This window comes from Pseudomonas sp. SED1 (assembly GCF_034044025.1).
GTDB lineage: Bacteria > Pseudomonadota > Gammaproteobacteria > Pseudomonadales > Pseudomonadaceae > Aquipseudomonas.
In genome coordinates, this window is sequence record NZ_JAXCIS010000063.1 from 1 (window position 1) to 15,467 (window position 15,467).

The window sequence follows — 15,467 nt, forward strand, 5'->3', positions numbered from 1 at the left end:
CCGACAGGCGGGGCAGAGCGTTTTGGTTACTTTTGCGCTTTTCAAAAGTGACCCGCTGTAAGAGCGGAACCATAGGTGGCCGTGACCTAAATAACGGATATGCCCCCCATCAAAACCTCAAGAATAAGCCACCCGAGAAGCCCCCACCCCAAGCCCCTCCCGAAACGCCAGATAATGCTTCAACACCTGCACCGGCGCCTCAATCTGCGGATAGTGCCCAATATTCGCGAGCAACACCGCATCCGCATGCGGCACCAGTTCACGATAGCGCTGAACCATATGCCCCCCAGAAATCGGATCAACCTCCCCATCAATCACCCGCAACGGCACCTCCCCCCGCTGCATCGCTTCCACCCATCGATCCCGCTGCTGCCTACGCTGAGGAATATACGCAATCAACTTGTGCAAAATCCGCGGCCCATCCTGGCTCTCGATCAAGCTCCAGAAATCATCCAACGCACTTTCACTGGGCCGGGTCGAAGGCCCAAAAATCTGCCCAAAACTGTTGGCCAGCGCATTACGCCCAAACGCCCGCCCGATCATCCACCCCAACGGGCTCAGCAACAGCTTCTGAACCAACGCCGGACGATGCGTCTCCGGAAACAACCCACCGTTGAGAAACACACCACTGGCCATCTGAAACCGCCCTTCGTAATGCCGCGCCAACAGCTCCTGCGCCACACTGTCACCGTAATCATGGGCCAACACATGCACCGGCTGCTGCACCCAAAGATGCTCCAGCAAAGCCTGCTGCAAATCCGCCTGCTCCAGCAGGCAATACGTGTGATCCAGCGGCTTGGCCGAATCGCCAAACCCCAGCATGTCGCACGCAATCACTTGATAGCGCTGGGCCAACGGCTGCCAGAGGTAATGCCAATCCCAACTGGCCGTCGGGAACCCATGGATCAGCAGCAAAGGCTCGCCCTGCCCCGCCACCCAATAACGAATGGTGCGGCCGCGAAACTCGAAGCTCTGGGCGCGCTGGCGCCAGATACGCAGCGGAATCTCGGCGAGTGGCATCAGCTTTTATACCCGGGGTCGAGTGCGTCGAGTTTGCGCAGCAGCGCCGGCCATGCCAGCGCACCGCCCATGCCTTGGGCGCTTTTGGTAACCCCGGCGATCATCGCCCGGGCACCGGCCAATATCGGTGGTGCAATCGTGATCAATTCCGCACCACCGTTCTGCGCCATCACCTGGATATCGCAGGTGCGCTGAAAGATGAACATCATCAGGAAGGTATCGGCGATGCTGCCACCGCAAGTCAGCAAGCCGTGGTTGTGCAGCATCAGGAAATTGTTTGCGCCAAGGTCGGCCTGCAAGCGGGCCTTTTCTTCGTGGTTCAGCGCCACCCCTTCGTAGGCGTGATAGGCCAGGCTGGACAGCACAAACAAGGACTGCTGGCTGATGGGCAATACGCCCTGCTTCTGCGCGGAAACAGCAATGCCGGAAGCGGTGTGGGTGTGCAGCACGCAGACCACGTCGTGGCGAACTTCGTGAACCGCGCTGTGGATGGTGTAGCCCGCCGGGTTGACCTCGTAGGGACTGTCCATCAGCTTGTTGCCGGCCTGGTCGACCTTCACCAGGCTCGATGCGGTGATCTCGTGGAACATCAGCCCATAAGGGTTGATCAGGAAGTCTTCGGTGCCCGGCACCTTGGCTGAGATATGGGTGAAAATCAGGTCGTCCCAACCGTGCATCGCTACCAGGCGATAGCACGCGGCGAGGTCGACGCGGGTCTGCCATTCGGCAGCGCTGACCTGATCTTTTACGCTGTGTGTCGATTGAACAGTGGCTAGGCTCACGGCAATGACCTCCTTGGCGCGCTTTATTATTTTTTTGAGTGAAGGGGCAATCCAGGCAGAAGGGCCAGTCTAGTCAGACGCCGAGGCTGCCGTAGTTGCATTGGCAGCCACCTTGATGACCGAGCGGGTCAGTCATGAGGATAGTTGCAACTCGCTCAAATTGCGTCAGAGAAGCGACGCCAATAAAGGCGCGGCAAACAGGTTGAGCAATCCGGTCAGCACCATCACCAGACCCGCCACCGAGCCTTCCTCGCCACCCACTTCATGGGCCCGGCTGACACCTGCGCCGTGAGCGCCCACGCCAAACAATGCGCCACGAGCCAACGGCGTGCGCAACGGCAGCCACTTGAGCAGCACGCCGCCGAGCATAGCGCCGAACACACCGGTGAACATCACGAATACGGCCGTCAGTTCCGGCACTCCGCCCAGGTCGGAAGACACCGGCATGGCGAACGGCGTGGTGATCGAACGGGGCACCAACGACATCGTCACCGAGCTGTCGAGCGCCAAGGCTTTGGCCAGGCCATACGAAGTGGCGATGGACGCCGCGCTGCCCGCCACCATCCCCAGCAACAACGCTGACCAGTGGCGTATCAGCAATTGGCGCTGTTGCCAGATCGGAATGGCGAATGCCACGGTGACCGGGCCCAGCACCAGCATCAGCCAGTGGGTGTCGGTGGAGTATTCGGCATAGGCAGTCTTCATCGGCACGGCCACCGCCAACAACAGCGCGGGCACCAGGATCAGCGGCGACAGCAGGTAACGCCCGGTGCGCAGGTAGATCCAGCGGCTGAAGGCGTAGGCGCCGAGGGTTAGCGCCAGCCAGAACATCGGCATCAGCTCAAGCTTCATGGCGCAACTTCCAACGGCAAACGAATTCCACGGTAAACGCGGTCACCAACATCACTGACAAGGTGCTGAAGCCGATCACCAGCATGATCCGCCAGCCGTCGTGCTTTACCAGGCCGCCGTAGTCCAGAAGGCTCATCAACGCAGGAATAAAGAACAGCAGCATCTCCGCCATCAGCACACCGGCACCCAATTGCAGGGCCGCCGGTTTTACCAGGCCGGTGGCGAAGGTCAGCAGCAACAGGCCCAGGCCGACCACACCGCCAGGAATGGGCCAGTTGAGCCAGGCGGCCAATTCGCAGCCCAGAAAGTAAATGGCCAGCAGGACGATCAGTTCAACCAGCAACCGACCGACGAGTTTGAAAGTTAAACGTTTCATAAGCTTTGGGTCCTCGCAGGGCTTCTATTTTAAAGAGGCGCCTGGCATCCCCACAGCGAATTGTTAGACTGCAATCTATTCCAAACTGGAATCAGGTCGATGGAATTTAAACAGCTGCGCAGCTTTGTCGAAGTGATCCACCGCGGCGGTTTTACCCAAGCCGGCAAAACCCTGCACATCAGCCAGTCCGCTGTCAGCAAGCAGGTCGCGCAATTGGAACAAAGCCTGGGCACGCCGTTGCTGGATCGCCTGGGTTCGCAGATTCGCCTGACGGCGGCCGGGCAAGTGGTGTTGCAGCGGGCAGAGGCGATGCTGCGCCAGCAAGCCGAGTTGCTCAGCGAGCTGGATGACTTGAATCAGCTGACCCGTGGCGAACTGCGTATGGGCTTGCCGCAGTTGGGTGGCGACACGCTGTTTGCCGGGTTGTTTGCCGAATACCGCCGGCGCTATCCGAATGTCACGATTCAACTGCTGGAAGGCGGCAGCCGCAATATCGAGCAGGCAATCTTGAGTGGAGAACTGGAGGTGGGCGGTAGCTTGATGCCCAGCGACCCGGCGTTCGCCTGGCAGGCATTTTGTGATGAGCCGCTGGACGCCCTGCTGCCCATGGATCACCCGCTGGCCGATAACGCGCAAATCCGCCTGGAGGAATTGGCTGACACGCCGTTCCTGATGTACCAACGTAGTTTTGTATTGAACGACCGCCTGTTGCAAGCCTGTCAGCAACTGGGCTTTACCCCGAAGGAAAGCGGGCGCAGTGGCCAGGCGGATTTTCTCGCCGCATTGGTGGCCGCCGGCCAAGGCGTGGTGTTGTTGCCCAGCGTGGTAGCCCGGGGCCTGGTGCGGCCCGGGGTGGTACGTCTGACGCTCAAGGCGCCGGAATACCTGCGCTGGGACATTGCCTTTATCTGGCGTGAGGGCGCCTATCTGTCGAAAGCCGCCCAGGCCTGGCTGGCATTGTTGCGAGAATTCCCGGTCAACCGCGCAGTGCAGTGACCAGTTCCGCCAGCCATGGCTCGGCGTCGGCCTCCGGGGTCACGCTTTCGCTGGCGTCCAGGCGCAGCATCGGCAGTACTTCATGCACGCCCAACTCTGCAAACAGCTCGCGCATTTGCTCGCCACCGCCGCAGAAGGTGTCGCCATAGCTGGCGTCGCCCAGGCCGATCACCGCGCCCGGCAGGCCACGCCAGGCAGCGGGCAATTGGTCGCGGATGGTCGAGTACAGCGGCTGCAGGTTGTCGGGCAACTCGCCCATGCCGGTGGTGGAAGTCACCGCCAAAAAAGCCTCGGGCGCGAAGCCCTGCACGTCAGCCAAGGTGGCACGCGGGTTGTGCCAGGCGTCGAAACCGGCAGCGTTGAGAATGCTTGCAGCGTGACGGGCGACTTCTTCAGCCGTGCCGTACACCGAGCCGGAAAGGATGGCGACTTTCATCAATCTGATCCTGTAACTGACTAAAAGCCTGGGATATTAACAGCTGGGGCCAGTGGAAAGGCTGCCAGCATGTCTTAAACTGCGAATTCCGAAGACAAGCCATGGACCGCTCAATGATTAACGCCAAGCTGATGCAACTGGTGATCAACGCCTCCAACGACGGCATCGTAATTGCCGAGCGCGAAGGCAAGGATATGCCACTGATTTACGTAAACCCGGCGTTCGAGCGCATGACCGGCTACACCCTCGACGAAATCCTCTATCAGGATTGCCGCTTCATGCAATCGGGAGACCGTGACCAGCCAGGGCTTATGGCGATTCGCGAAGCTTTGGAGAGCGGTGAGCCCTGCCGGGAAATCCTGCGCAATTACCGTAAGGATGGCACCCACTTCTGGAATGAGCTGTCGTTATCGACGGTTTACAACCCGGCCGACAAGCAGACCTACGTTGTCGGCGTGCAGAAAGATGTGACCGCTCAGGTCAAGGCCCAGCAGCGTGTCGCGCAATTGGAAGCCCAGTTGGCGGACCTAAAGGCGGAGCTTGAGGCACTCAAGGCGACGAGCGGATCTAACAAAAACTAGAAAACGCGGTCTTTAAAGAGATAATGGCGTTTTAATACCTTTTCCTTGAGCAAGATCAATGCAACGCGACGCGCTTTTGACGCAGGACGAGCTGGATTTTATTCAGACCATGCACCACAACCCGCAACTGAACGTGCGGGATGCGTCGTCGAGCCTGACGGTCAATGGCGGTGCGCAGATTCGTGATTTGCTCACCCGCTTGGCGGCTCACGACCATGTCACCCTCCAGGCACAATTCGATAACCAGCAAATGACCTTTCCGCTGCAATTAGTGGAAGACGAGTTTCATGCCGTGCATTTGCGCCTGGGTGTGCCGAGTATTTTCGAAGACGGCCCGATGATTCGCCCGTGGCGCCTGGCACTTGAAGAGCCGGTACCGCTGGAAAATATCAAGGGGCAGCCGAGTGCGCTGTGGGTGCATGAGGTGTCGTTCAAAGGGTTGCTGGTGGAAATTCGCGGGCGGGTCAAGGCGCCTAAAACCTTTTCCCTGTGGTTCAGCCCGTCCGGGTATGAGCGTATCTCGGTACGCGGCACGCTGGAGCGGGAAAATGCCCGAGGGTTGTTCGCCTATCGCCTAAGCCAGAGTGATGCGGATGAAACCGAGCGCCTGCGCCAGTTTATCCTGCAGCAACATCGCTTGTTCCACCCCGAAGTCCACGCCTGAATTCAGGTATCCAGGCCGCCGCGCAGAAACTGCTGCAGGCGGCGCTGCATCAATCGCCCTTCATTGCCCAAGCATCCGACCGGCGACCCCTTCAGTTGCTCCTGAGCCAATTCCGCCGCATCACCGGCTAACAAAAGCGGGCAGTCGATGGTCAGGGCAAGCCGCTCGAGGCGCCGGGGCAACTCACTGGTGGGCGAGTGATTGGAGAACACCACAAGGGCTTGGGGCTTGGTTTTTTCACAGACGAGTGTCAATTCATCCATCGGCTGGCCCACGGCCAAGACCTTGACCGCTAATTCGTCACCGCTCATCAGCAGGCCTGCGACGAGCAATTCCAGCTCCCGACATTCTCCCGCGATGGCCGCCAGCAGCACCCGCGGCGCCGCAGAGGCGCAGCCGGTTTGCAGGCGTTTCCAGGTGCGGCTGCGCAGGAACCCATCAAAAAACAGCCATTCGCTGGTCTGGCCAAAAAGTCCCTGGTGACGCAATAACTGCTGCCAGAGCGGCATCAGGATGTCCTGGAAAACCACGCTCACCGGGTAGGCTGCGAAAATTTGGCCATACAACCGGTCCAGTTGCCGATCGTCGAAGGCACCGACGGCCGTTCGCAACTGTTGCTGCCATTGGCTCCATTCATGTTCCGCACCGGCGGGTGCGACGGCTGCAACTTCGACTTGCTGATCATCCCGGGCGAGGATTTTCCCCACCTTGCTCACCGCCACACCGCGTTCGATCCAGTCAAGAATACGATGAACGGTGTCGATATCGGTGCGCGAATACAGGCGGTGCCCGCTTTCGGTGCGAACCGGCTGGATCAGCCCATACCGACGTTCCCAGGCACGTAGGGTGACGGGGTTGATGCCTGTCAATCTTGCCACTTCACGAATCGGGAACAACTCGTCGGAATCGGCGGGGTTGCCAAGCGTCATATCAGGGGATGGAGCAGTCATTACAGACATCAGCGCACTAAAAACACCGTGAGGAATTTGGATCCCATTTAACGCCCATACAGCTGTCCGTTTCAAGGTCTTCGGCCAGCCGACCAATGCCGCTGGTGTATTTTTTCAAAACAGGAATAATCCTTGCCTGTTTTTTCAACGTGGCTGCTTACCCCGCAGCTTCGTTCGTGCGCCACCTACCCGGCCAAGCGCACCTGATCCTTATGGAGATACACAATGTCTACCTCCCCCGTCACCCTGATGGTTGCGCGCCGCGTGGCCAAGGGTCGTTATGAAGAGTTGATGGCCTGGCTGCGCGAAGGCGAGCAATTGGCCACGGACTTTCCCGGTTACCTGGGCTCCGGCGTGCTTGCCCCGCCGCCCAACGATGATGAATTCCAGATTATTTTCCGCTTCGCCGACGAAAAGACCCTGCATGCCTGGGAGTTTTCCGCGTCTCGTGGTGCATGGCTCGGTCGTGGCAGTGAGCTTTTTGCTGCGCCCTCGGAGCATCGTGTACGCGGTATCGACGGCTGGTTTGGCGCCGCCGCCGCACGACCGCCACGCTGGAAGCAGGCCGTGGCCATCTGGCTGGCGTTTTTCCCGGTGTCGCTGCTGTTCAACTTCGGCCTTGAGCCGCTGCTCAGTGAGTTGGGTTTGTTGAGCCGTGTGCTGGTCAGCACCCTCGCGCTGACGCCGCTGATGGTTTACTTCTTTATTCCGTTGTCGACCCACCTGCTGGCCAGCTGGCTGCATCCGGCTCCGGCCCGGGTAAAGGCCACCGAAGCCGCTGCTTGAGTACAAGGGAGGCCGCGCGCTGGTATAGTTTTAGCCTGCCAGCGATTCGAGCTTCCCATGTCTTCAACTCCCGCCCCGATCCTGATCACCGGTGCCGGCCAACGTGTCGGCCTGCATTGCGCCCTGCGCCTGCTGGACGAAGGGCAGCCGGTGATTTTCAGTTACCGCAGCGAACGTCCCGGCGTGCAGACCCTGCGCGAGCGCGGTGCGATTGGCGTGTTTGCCGACTTTTCCTGCGAGGCAGGTATTCTCGCCTTCATCGACGAGCTGAAGACGCACACCCAGAGCCTGCGCGCGATCATCCATAATGCGTCGGCCTGGGAGGCGGAAACGCCCGGGGACGAGAGCCGCGCCTTTACCGACATGTTCAGCGTGCACATGCTTGCGCCGTACCTGATCAACCTGCATTGTGCTTACCTGCTGCAAAGCTCCACGCCTGCGGATATCGTGCACATCAGCGATGACGTGACCCGCAAGGGCAGCCGCCAGCACATTGCCTACTGCGCCACCAAGGCCGGGCTCGACAGCCTGACCTTGTCGTTTGCCGCGCAACTTGCACCGACAATCAAGGTGAACGGCATTGCCCCGGCGATGGTGATGTTCAACGAGGGCGACGACGCGGCCTACCGCGCCAAGGTCCTGGCCAAAGCGGCACTGGGTATCGAACCCGGCCCCGAGGTGATTTACCAGAGCGTGCGTTACCTGCTGGATAACCCGTATGTCACCGGTACCACCCTGACCGTCAACGGCGGGCGGCATATCAAGTAAGCCGTTTGCGAGGATGTTGTATGACTTTGTCCCTGCCCCACCATTACCGCGAGATCCTCAAGGGCCTGGGCGAAGACCCGGAGCGCGAAGGTTTGCTCGACACGCCGAAGCGGGCCGCCAAGGCCATGCAGTACCTGTGTCATGGTTACGAGCAGAACCTGGAGGAAATCGTCAACGGTGCGCTCTTCGCCTCCGACAACGACGAGATGGTGATCCTCAAGGACATCGAGCTGTATTCGCTGTGCGAGCATCACCTGCTGCCCTTTATCGGCAAGGCCCATGTGGCCTATATTCCGACCGGCAAGGTCCTCGGCCTGTCGAAGCTGGCGCGGATCGTCGACATGTTCGCCCGGCGCCTGCAGATCCAGGAGAATCTCACGCGGGAAATCGCCGACGCTATCCAGGAAGTCACTCAAGCAGCAGGTGTGGCGGTAGTGATCGAGGCCAAGCACATGTGCATGATGATGCGCGGCGTGGAAAAACAGAATTCAACCATGAACACCTCGGTGATGCTCGGCGCGTTCCGCGAGTCGAACACCACGCGCATGGAGTTCCTGCAACTGATTGGACGGAGCAAGTAGCAATGCCACAACTTCAGCCAGGCATGGCGCGCATCCGGGTCAAAGACCTGTGCCTGCGCACGTTTATCGGGATCAACGAGGATGAAATCCTCAACAAGCAGGATGTCTTGATCAACCTGACCATCCTGTATGCCGCCCAGGAAGCCGTACGCGACAACGACATCGACCACGCGCTGAACTACCGCACCATCACCAAGGCGATCATCGCCCATGTGGAAGGCAACCGCTTCGCCCTGCTGGAGCGCCTGACCCAGGAGATCCTCGACCTGGTGATGAGCAATACGTCGGTGCTGTACGCCGAAGTCGAAGTCGACAAGCCCCATGCGTTGCGTTTTGCCGAATCGGTGTCGATCACCCTGGCGGCCAGTCGCTAACCCTTACCTTTGCAGTGAGTACCATGAACGATCAACAACGCCTCGAACTCGAAGCCGCCGCCTTTCGCCGACTGGTAGCCCACCTGGACAGCCGCAAGGATGTGCAGAACATCGACCTGATGAACCTCTCGGGCTTCTGCCGCAACTGCTTGTCCAAGTGGTACAAGGCCGAGGCCGACGAGCGCCAGATTGAGCTGAGCCTCGATGACGCCCGTGAAGTGGTGTACGGCATGCCGTACGCCGAGTGGAAAGCCCAATACCAGCAAGAAGCCAGTGCCGAACAGCAAGCGGCATTCGCCAAAGGAAAAACCCATGACTGACCTGAACACCCTGCGCGCCAGCCTCAACAGCGGCGAACACGCTTTCGCCGACACCCTGGCTTTTGTTGCCGCCGGTTACGACTACCAGCCACAACCCTTCACCAACGCCAGCGTGGAAAACGCCGCCGGGCAGAACGAAGGATCGTGCAAGACCCTGGGCCTCGCACTGCTGGAAGGCTTTAGCGACCAGGAAGCGCTGTTGGCGTTTGGCGAGCATTACCGTTCCGTGCTGGCCACGCCTGAAGGCAGTGACCACGGCAACATTCGTGCGCTGATCGAGCATGGGTTGGCGGGTGTGAAGTTTGCCGCACAGCCACTGACCCGCAAATCCTGAGTCAGGCATAGATCAAAATGTGGGAGCGGGCTTGCTCGCGAATGCGGTGTATCAGTCACCCGATGTATTGCCTGACACTCTGCATTCGCGAGCAAGCCCGCTCCCACATTTGAGCTGCGGTGTTGCATAAATCGCAGACGTAAAAAAACCGGCCTCGCAGCCGGTTTTTTTGTTTCAGCGGTTTAGAACGCAGCGTCTTTCAAACCGTCGAGGTAACGCTCGGCATCCAGTGCCGCCATGCAGCCAGCCCCAGCGGAGGTGATCGCCTGGCGGTAGACGTGGTCAGCCACGTCACCGGCAGCGAAGATACCTTCGATGTTGGTGGCCGTCGCGTTGCCTTCACGGCCGCCCTGCACAATCAGGTAACCGTCTTTTGCATCCAGCACGCCTTCGAACAACGAGGTGTTCGGGGTGTGGCCGATGGCGATGAACACGCCGTCGACTTTCAGTTCGTCGAAGCTGCCGTCGTTGTTCTTCAGGCGAGCACCGGTCACGCCCATGTTGTCGCCCAGGACTTCATCCAGGGTGGCGTTGAGCTTGAGGATGATCTTGCCTTCGGCCACGCGGGCATGCAGCTTGTCGATCAGGATCTTCTCGGCGCGGAAGGTCTCGCGGCGGTGAACCAGGGTCACAGTGCTGGCGATGTTGGCCAGGTACAGCGCCTCTTCCACCGCGGTGTTGCCGCCACCGACCACAGCCACTGGCTTGTTGCGGTAGAAGAAACCGTCGCAGGTCGCGCAGGCGGAAACACCCTTGCCCATGAACGCTTCTTCCGACGGCAGGCCCAGGTAACGAGCGCTGGCGCCGGTGGCGATGATCAGCGCGTCACAGGTGTACACACCGCTGTCGCCGGTCAGGCTGTATGGCTTTTTCGAGAAGTCGACCGCGTTGATGTGATCAAACACGATTTCGGTTTCGAAACGCTCGGCGTGTTCTTTCATGCGTTCCATCAGCACCGGGCCGGTCAGGCCGTGAACGTCGCCTGGCCAGTTGTCGACTTCGGTGGTGGTGGTCAACTGACCGCCCGCTTGCATGCCGGTGATCAGCAGCGGCTTGAGGTTGGCGCGGGCAGCGTAGACGGCAGCGCTGTAACCGGCAGGGCCGGAACCGAGAATAATCACTCGCGAATGACGGGTATCAGACATGACTCACTCCTATCGACCGCCCGGACTACAGAACGGCTGGAATAAAAAAGGACCGCGAAGCACTTGGGGAAGGCTTGAACTCGCAGATCCTGAAAATAATGGGTGCAGCGTATAGAGGGAGGCAAGATTAAGGAAATACGGAATAACAATCCAGCTCATAGGTGGTCTCTATCCCGTGCCCTCTATTAATCGACACCTTTGTTACCGTTAATGTCGCGACGCGGGCCGTGCTTTCCCGGTACTCCCAAAGCCGGTAAGGTCGGCGCGTTCGCCCCCATTGCCCGGAGTTATCCATGCCCGCCCCCGTTCTTTCAGGCCCACAGTACCTGCGCGAAGGCCTCAAACTGGTACTCAGCCCTGGCTTGCGCCTGTTTGTGCTGCTGCCACTGGCGATCAACCTGATCCTGTTCGTCGGATTGATCTACTTCGCCGGCCATCAGTTCAGCCTGTGGGTCGACACGCTGATGCCGACGCTGCCGAGTTGGCTGAGCTTTCTCAATTATCTGCTGTGGCCTTTATTCGTGGTGCTGGTGGTGCTGATGGTGTTTTTCACCTTCACCATGCTCGCCAATATCATCGCCGCGCCGTTCAACGGCTTTCTGTCGGAAAAAGTCGAAGTGGTGGTGCGCGGCACCGATGACTTCCCGGCATTCAGCTGGGCCGAACTGGCGGCCATGGTCCCGCGTACCCTGGCCCGGGAAATGCGCAAACTGGGCTACTTCCTGCCACGGGCCATCGGCCTGTTTATCCTGTCGTTCATCCCGGTGGTCAACCTGGTGGCCGCGCCGCTGTGGCTGCTGTTCGGCGTGTGGATGATGGCGATCCAGTACATCGACTACCCGGCGGACAACCACAAGCTGGGCTGGAACGAAATGCTCGCCTGGCTGCGCCAGAAGCGCTGGCAGAGCATGAGTTTTGGCGGCATCGTTTACCTGGTGCTGCTGGTGCCGGTGGTGAACCTGCTGATGATGCCGGCGGCGGTGGCCGGGGCGACGTTGTTCTGGGTGCGTGAGCAAGGCGCCGAGGCGATGGCCGTTAAAAAGGCCTGAGCCGTCACAAATCCATCATCCAAAAGACACAATGACGACATGGCCCACACCGACACTGTGGGTCATGACGACAGCTTCGCTCCACATCACCCTGATTACCGAAACCTTCCCGCCCGAGATCAACGGGGTGGCCAATACCCTTGGCCGCCTGTGTGACGGTTTGCGCGCGCGCGGGCATCAAGTCGAACTGGTTCGCCCGCGCCAGGGCAGCGACCAGAGCCGGCCCAGCGACGACGGCCTGATGCTTTGCCGGGGTTGGCCGTTGCCGGGTTATCCGGGGCTGCAATGGGGCCAGTCGTCGATGCACAAGTTGTTGCGGCGCTGGACCCGCCAGCGCCCGGATGTGCTGTACATCGCCACCGAAGGGCCGTTGGGTTTGTCCGCACTCAGGGCGGCGCGGCGCTTGGGGATCAGCGTGGTGAGCGGTTTCCATACCAACTTCCAGCAGTACTCCAACCAGTACGGCCTGGGCATGTTGAACCGGGTGTTGACCCACTATCTGCGCTGGTTCCATAACCGTTCGACCCTGACCCTGGTGCCCAGCGCCAGCCAACGCATGGAGCTCGAGCGCCGCCACTTCGAGCGCCTGGGCATGCTTGCGCGCGGTGTCGACAGCCAGCTGTTTCATCCGGCCAAACGCGACAATGCGCTGCGTGAAAGTTGGGCACTGACCAGTGAGCAAACTGCGGTGCTGCATGTGGGCCGCCTGGCCCAGGAAAAAAACCTCGGGTTGCTCAAGCGCTGCTTTGAAACGCTGCAGGACACCTACCCACTGCGCCAGATGAAACTGATCATCGTCGGTGACGGCCCACAACGGGCGATGCTGGAAAAGGAACTGCCGGAGGCGATTTTCTGCGGCACCCTGCGCGGTGAAGAACTGGCCCGGCATTATGCGTCCGGGGATGTGTTCCTGTTCCCCAGCCTGACTGAAACCTTCGGCAACGTGGTGCTGGAAGCCATGGCGTCAGGGTTGGGTGTGGTGGCGTACGACCAGGCGGCCGCGACCCAGCATATTCGCCATGGCTACAGTGGCGTGCTGGCAATGCCGGGGGATGAGGAGGCGTTTTGCGATGCCGCGAACTGGCTGTTGGAAGAGCGCGAGAGTTTAAGGCGGGTGCGGCTCAATGCCCGACAACACGCCAGCCGTCAGGGTTGGCCAGCGATTGTCGAACAGTTTGAGATTCAGTTACGAGGTGTGTGTGGGGCCCACTTGCCCGTTACACCTGCACCTGTGACGCGATGATTAGACGACAAGGAAAGTCAGCAACTTTACCAACTCGTTCTGCTATCCCCTGAGTTACGCGGCCTGCCCTGAAAAAAAGCCTCAGCCGCACCGAAAAACGCAGTTTCATGACTGAATATATCGGGAACGCGACCTTACGGGTTACCCACCCAAGTGACGCCTACTTATCAAAGAGGCGCCAGCTTGGGCATGGGAAAAATCCCAAAACAAGCGGGGAAATCTATAAGCAACAACCCAATATAGAGATCAACGATGTTTATACTGAATCACGTATCAAACCCTGCCAGCGTTACTCGCTTTGAAAACCCCACGCAAGCGCAACAGCCTTCCGGCAAACAGCCAATGTCAGGGTGGGACCGACAGGATACCCAACCGAGTGGAAACGCCTGGCAACCCGCACCGCCGGATGATCGCGGCAGACGTTCCAAGTGCTCACCCGCTCGCCCTGCGCAACCCGGCAGCGGGAATCCTGCACGCCCACGGCCCGACTACGGCGCGAATCCCGCACGCCCGCAACCCGACTACGGCGCAAATCCCGCACGCCCGCAACCCGACTACGGCGCAAATCCCGCACGCCCGCAACCCGACTACGGCGCAAATCCCGCACGCCCGCAACCCGACTACGGCGCAAATCCCGCACGCCCACGGCCTGAAAACGGCGGATACCCTGCTCACCTCAGCAGAAACAACCAGCAACCGCTGTTGCGCAATCACAGCCTTCAAGCCGACGAGCAATCGTCACAATCGCGATTCATGCCTGCACACCAGGCGAATTCCGCCTATGACAGTTATTCCGAGCGCCAACCGTCCGCACTCACAGGCCGGCGCCCTTTTACGTAAACCTCATGACATCCCCACTATGGGGGTAGATGGCTCATTTACGACCTGAAAATCACAGGGAGCCGGGTATCCGGCTTCCTGTCAGAAACCTTGGTGAAAGCGCAGAATCGCGCTCAAACAAGGGTCGTCAACGCCTCACGACTAAACGGCAAGATGTCGCCCTCACGCCCTTCGCGCACTTTGAGCGCCCAATCCGGATCCACCAGCAACGCACGGCCAACCGCCACCAGATCAAACTCGTCGTTGTTCAGGCGTTCCAGCAGGTTTTCCAGGCTGGCCGGTTGCGCGACCTTGTCGGTGTTGACCATGAACTGCAGGAACTCACCATCCAGGCCGACGCTGCCCACAGTGATGGTCGGCTTGCCGGTAAGCTTGCGGGTCCAGCCAGCCAGGTTCAGTTCGGAGCCTTCGAATTCCGGCTCCCAGAAACGGCGGGTGGAGCAGTGGAAAATATCCACGCCGGCGTCAGACAGCGGCTTGAGGAATTCACCCAGCGCTTGCGGGGTTTGCACCAGACGCGCAGTGTAGTCCTGCTGCTTCCACTGGGAAAAACGCAAGATGATCGGGAAGTCCGGGCCCACGGCAGCGCGGATGGCCTGGATCAATTCGATGGCAAAGCGCGAACGGTTGGCCAGGCTGCCGCCGTATTCGTCGGTGCGCAGGTTGGTGCCTTCCCAGAAGAACTGGTCCACCAGGTAACCGTGTGCGCCGTGGATTTCCACGCCGTCCATGCCGATGCTCTGGGCATCCTTGGCGGCTTGGGCGAACGCGGCGATCACGTCCTTGATGTCTTGCACGGTCATGCCGTGGACGACGACGTTGCCGTCCTTGAGTTTTTCGGTCGGGCCGTAAGCTGGCACGCTGGCATCCGGCTCGGTGCCGATGCGCCGTACGCTGCCCACATGCCACAGTTGCGGGACGATCTTGCCGCCTTCGGCATGTACGGCGTCGACCACTTTCTTCCAGCCGGCCAGGGCGGCCTCACCGTAGAAATGCGGGACGTTCGGGTAGCCGTTGGAGGCGGGGTGACCGACCACGGTGCCTTCGGTGATGATCAGGCCGACACCGGCAGCGGCGCGGCGGCGGTAGTACTCGATCACTTTGGAGTTAGGCACGCCGCCCGGGGAGAACGAACGGGTCATCGGCGCCATCACCACGCGTGTCGGCAGTTGCAGTGCGCCGAGCTGGAACGGTTTGAACAAGGCTTGGACAGGCATGGGAGCACTCCATCAGAAAGGAATTTATGATGTGGATAATATGGAGTGAACAGCGTACTGGATAGCACTATTGATTGGGGTGATTAAGGGGTAAAAGCGGGAAAACTTTGGCGATTGGCTTTTGTGGCGAGGGGGCTTGTCCCCCGTTGGGCT

19 protein-coding genes are annotated in these 15,467 nt (G+C 59.9%); 11 read left to right on the forward strand and 8 right to left on the reverse strand.

Annotated elements, in window-relative coordinates:
• Nucleotides 1–117: 117 nt before the first annotated feature.
• The 4 genes from SNL23_RS09625 to SNL23_RS09640 form a co-directional block, all read right to left on the reverse strand.
• Nucleotides 118–1,020 carry an alpha/beta fold hydrolase gene (locus SNL23_RS09625; RefSeq protein WP_076015007.1) on the reverse strand — a complete coding sequence of 301 codons (903 nt, stop codon included), beginning with the start codon at nt 1,018–1,020 and terminating at the stop codon, nt 118–120.
• On the reverse strand, nt 1,020–1,802 hold the full coding sequence (locus SNL23_RS09630) for a class II aldolase/adducin family protein (protein ID WP_076015006.1): 783 nt from the start codon (nt 1,800–1,802) through the stop codon (nt 1,020–1,022). Before SNL23_RS09630 ends, SNL23_RS09625 begins: the two co-directional genes overlap by 1 nt.
• A gap of 165 nt (nt 1,803–1,967) precedes the next feature.
• A complete protein-coding gene (locus tag SNL23_RS09635) occupies nt 1,968–2,654 on the reverse strand; it encodes an LrgB family protein (protein WP_076015005.1) in 687 nt (228 codons plus the stop codon).
• The gene (locus SNL23_RS09640; protein ID WP_167665438.1) at nt 2,644–3,030 is read right to left on the reverse strand and encodes a CidA/LrgA family protein; all 387 of its coding nucleotides are present in this window, start codon (nt 3,028–3,030) and stop codon (nt 2,644–2,646) included. Before SNL23_RS09640 ends, SNL23_RS09635 begins: the two co-directional genes overlap by 11 nt.
• Nucleotides 3,031–3,129: 99 nt before the next feature.
• Between SNL23_RS09640 and SNL23_RS09645 the strand changes: the two genes are divergently transcribed.
• On the forward strand, nt 3,130–4,026 hold the full coding sequence (locus SNL23_RS09645) for a LysR substrate-binding domain-containing protein (protein ID WP_076015003.1): 897 nt from the start codon (nt 3,130–3,132) through the stop codon (nt 4,024–4,026).
• Here the strand turns inward: SNL23_RS09645 and SNL23_RS09650 are convergent.
• Complete coding sequence (locus SNL23_RS09650) at nt 4,007–4,462, reverse strand: flavodoxin (RefSeq protein ID WP_003208486.1); 456 nt, start codon at nt 4,460–4,462, stop codon at nt 4,007–4,009. The two genes, SNL23_RS09645 and SNL23_RS09650, sit on opposite strands and share 20 nt — an antisense overlap.
• Before the next feature lie 113 nt (nt 4,463–4,575).
• Between SNL23_RS09650 and SNL23_RS09655 the strand changes: the two genes are divergently transcribed.
• Both SNL23_RS09655 and SNL23_RS09660 read left to right on the forward strand, forming a co-directional pair.
• Nucleotides 4,576–5,043, forward strand: a complete 468-nt coding sequence (locus SNL23_RS09655; protein ID WP_318302131.1) for a PAS domain S-box protein — start codon at nt 4,576–4,578, stop codon at nt 5,041–5,043.
• A gap of 58 nt (nt 5,044–5,101) precedes the next feature.
• Nucleotides 5,102–5,707 (forward strand): hypothetical protein, encoded by a 606-nt coding sequence (locus tag SNL23_RS09660; RefSeq protein WP_076015001.1) that lies wholly within the window; start codon nt 5,102–5,104, stop codon nt 5,705–5,707.
• A gap of 2 nt (nt 5,708–5,709) precedes the next feature.
• On the opposite strand, the gene SNL23_RS09665 is transcribed toward SNL23_RS09660, so the two are convergent.
• Entirely contained in the window at nt 5,710–6,666 is a 957-nt protein-coding gene (locus SNL23_RS09665) for a MerR family transcriptional regulator (protein WP_372241510.1), read from the reverse strand.
• A gap of 216 nt (nt 6,667–6,882) precedes the next feature.
• On the opposite strand from SNL23_RS09665, the gene SNL23_RS09670 reads away from it, so the two are divergent.
• From SNL23_RS09670 to SNL23_RS09695, 6 genes are read left to right on the forward strand one after another with little or no spacing between them, the layout of a single operon-like run.
• Nucleotides 6,883–7,443 (forward strand): hypothetical protein, encoded by a 561-nt coding sequence (locus tag SNL23_RS09670; protein ID WP_003208479.1) that lies wholly within the window; start codon nt 6,883–6,885, stop codon nt 7,441–7,443.
• A 57-nt stretch (nt 7,444–7,500) separates the two neighbouring features.
• On the forward strand, nt 7,501–8,211 hold the full coding sequence (folM, locus tag SNL23_RS09675; RefSeq protein ID WP_076014998.1) for a dihydromonapterin reductase: 711 nt from the start codon (nt 7,501–7,503) through the stop codon (nt 8,209–8,211).
• A gap of 20 nt (nt 8,212–8,231) precedes the next feature.
• Nucleotides 8,232–8,792 carry a GTP cyclohydrolase I FolE gene (folE, locus tag SNL23_RS09680; protein WP_076014997.1) on the forward strand — a complete coding sequence of 187 codons (561 nt, stop codon included), beginning with the start codon at nt 8,232–8,234 and terminating at the stop codon, nt 8,790–8,792.
• Nucleotides 8,793–8,794: 2 nt separating this feature from the next.
• Nucleotides 8,795–9,166, forward strand: a complete 372-nt coding sequence (gene folX, locus SNL23_RS09685) for a dihydroneopterin triphosphate 2'-epimerase (RefSeq protein ID WP_003208474.1) — start codon at nt 8,795–8,797, stop codon at nt 9,164–9,166.
• 23 nt (nt 9,167–9,189) lie between these two features.
• Nucleotides 9,190–9,486, forward strand: a complete 297-nt coding sequence (locus SNL23_RS09690; protein ID WP_008432302.1) for a DUF1244 domain-containing protein — start codon at nt 9,190–9,192, stop codon at nt 9,484–9,486.
• Nucleotides 9,479–9,820: a HopJ type III effector protein gene (locus tag SNL23_RS09695; RefSeq protein WP_167665435.1), complete on the forward strand. Its 342-nt coding sequence runs from the start codon at nt 9,479–9,481 to the stop codon at nt 9,818–9,820. Before SNL23_RS09690 ends, SNL23_RS09695 begins: the two co-directional genes overlap by 8 nt.
• Nucleotides 9,821–10,002: 182 nt before the next feature.
• Here SNL23_RS09695 and trxB read toward each other — a convergent pair whose 3' ends face one another.
• On the reverse strand, nt 10,003–10,965 hold the full coding sequence (gene trxB, locus SNL23_RS09700) for a thioredoxin-disulfide reductase (protein ID WP_063033099.1): 963 nt from the start codon (nt 10,963–10,965) through the stop codon (nt 10,003–10,005).
• A gap of 293 nt (nt 10,966–11,258) precedes the next feature.
• Between trxB and cysZ the strand changes: the two genes are divergently transcribed.
• Together cysZ and SNL23_RS09710 are read left to right on the forward strand one after the other, a co-directional pair.
• Nucleotides 11,259–12,014, forward strand: a complete 756-nt coding sequence (cysZ, locus tag SNL23_RS09705; RefSeq protein WP_076014995.1) for a sulfate transporter CysZ — start codon at nt 11,259–11,261, stop codon at nt 12,012–12,014.
• 64 nt (nt 12,015–12,078) lie between these two features.
• Nucleotides 12,079–13,257, forward strand: coding sequence for a glycosyltransferase family 4 protein (locus SNL23_RS09710; RefSeq protein ID WP_318302132.1), 1,179 nt, complete (start codon nt 12,079–12,081; stop codon nt 13,255–13,257).
• A gap of 953 nt (nt 13,258–14,210) precedes the next feature.
• Here SNL23_RS09710 and SNL23_RS09715 read toward each other — a convergent pair.
• A complete protein-coding gene (locus SNL23_RS09715) occupies nt 14,211–15,314 on the reverse strand; it encodes an NADH:flavin oxidoreductase (RefSeq protein WP_318302133.1) in 1,104 nt (367 codons plus the stop codon).
• Nucleotides 15,315–15,467 lie beyond the last annotated feature (153 nt).

What these genes read in the sequence shown, in the direction of transcription:
- SNL23_RS09635 (WP_076015005.1), bottom strand. Translation starts at nt 2,654, where the DNA reads ATGAAGCTTGAGCTGATGCCGATGTTCTGGCTGGCGCTAACCCTCGGC.
- folM (WP_076014998.1), top strand. Translation starts at nt 7,501, where the DNA reads ATGTCTTCAACTCCCGCCCCGATCCTGATCACCGGTGCCGGCCAACGT.
- SNL23_RS09665 (WP_372241510.1), bottom strand. Translation starts at nt 6,666, where the DNA reads ATGTCTGTAATGACTGCTCCATCCCCTGATATGACGCTTGGCAACCCC.
- SNL23_RS09695 (WP_167665435.1), top strand. Translation starts at nt 9,479, where the DNA reads ATGACTGACCTGAACACCCTGCGCGCCAGCCTCAACAGCGGCGAACAC.
- trxB (WP_063033099.1), bottom strand. Translation starts at nt 10,965, where the DNA reads ATGTCTGATACCCGTCATTCGCGAGTGATTATTCTCGGTTCCGGCCCT.
- folX (WP_003208474.1), top strand. Translation starts at nt 8,795, where the DNA reads ATGCCACAACTTCAGCCAGGCATGGCGCGCATCCGGGTCAAAGACCTG.
- SNL23_RS09670 (WP_003208479.1), top strand. Translation starts at nt 6,883, where the DNA reads ATGTCTACCTCCCCCGTCACCCTGATGGTTGCGCGCCGCGTGGCCAAG.
- folE (WP_076014997.1), top strand. Translation starts at nt 8,232, where the DNA reads ATGACTTTGTCCCTGCCCCACCATTACCGCGAGATCCTCAAGGGCCTG.
- SNL23_RS09645 (WP_076015003.1), top strand. Translation starts at nt 3,130, where the DNA reads ATGGAATTTAAACAGCTGCGCAGCTTTGTCGAAGTGATCCACCGCGGC.
- SNL23_RS09640 (WP_167665438.1), bottom strand. Translation starts at nt 3,030, where the DNA reads ATGAAACGTTTAACTTTCAAACTCGTCGGTCGGTTGCTGGTTGAACTG.
- SNL23_RS09710 (WP_318302132.1), top strand. Translation starts at nt 12,079, where the DNA reads ATGACGACAGCTTCGCTCCACATCACCCTGATTACCGAAACCTTCCCG.
- SNL23_RS09655 (WP_318302131.1), top strand. Translation starts at nt 4,576, where the DNA reads ATGATTAACGCCAAGCTGATGCAACTGGTGATCAACGCCTCCAACGAC.
- SNL23_RS09690 (WP_008432302.1), top strand. Translation starts at nt 9,190, where the DNA reads ATGAACGATCAACAACGCCTCGAACTCGAAGCCGCCGCCTTTCGCCGA.
- SNL23_RS09660 (WP_076015001.1), top strand. Translation starts at nt 5,102, where the DNA reads ATGCAACGCGACGCGCTTTTGACGCAGGACGAGCTGGATTTTATTCAG.
- cysZ (WP_076014995.1), top strand. Translation starts at nt 11,259, where the DNA reads ATGCCCGCCCCCGTTCTTTCAGGCCCACAGTACCTGCGCGAAGGCCTC.
- SNL23_RS09650 (WP_003208486.1), bottom strand. Translation starts at nt 4,462, where the DNA reads ATGAAAGTCGCCATCCTTTCCGGCTCGGTGTACGGCACGGCTGAAGAA.
- SNL23_RS09625 (WP_076015007.1), bottom strand. Translation starts at nt 1,020, where the DNA reads ATGCCACTCGCCGAGATTCCGCTGCGTATCTGGCGCCAGCGCGCCCAG.
- SNL23_RS09715 (WP_318302133.1), bottom strand. Translation starts at nt 15,314, where the DNA reads ATGCCTGTCCAAGCCTTGTTCAAACCGTTCCAGCTCGGCGCACTGCAA.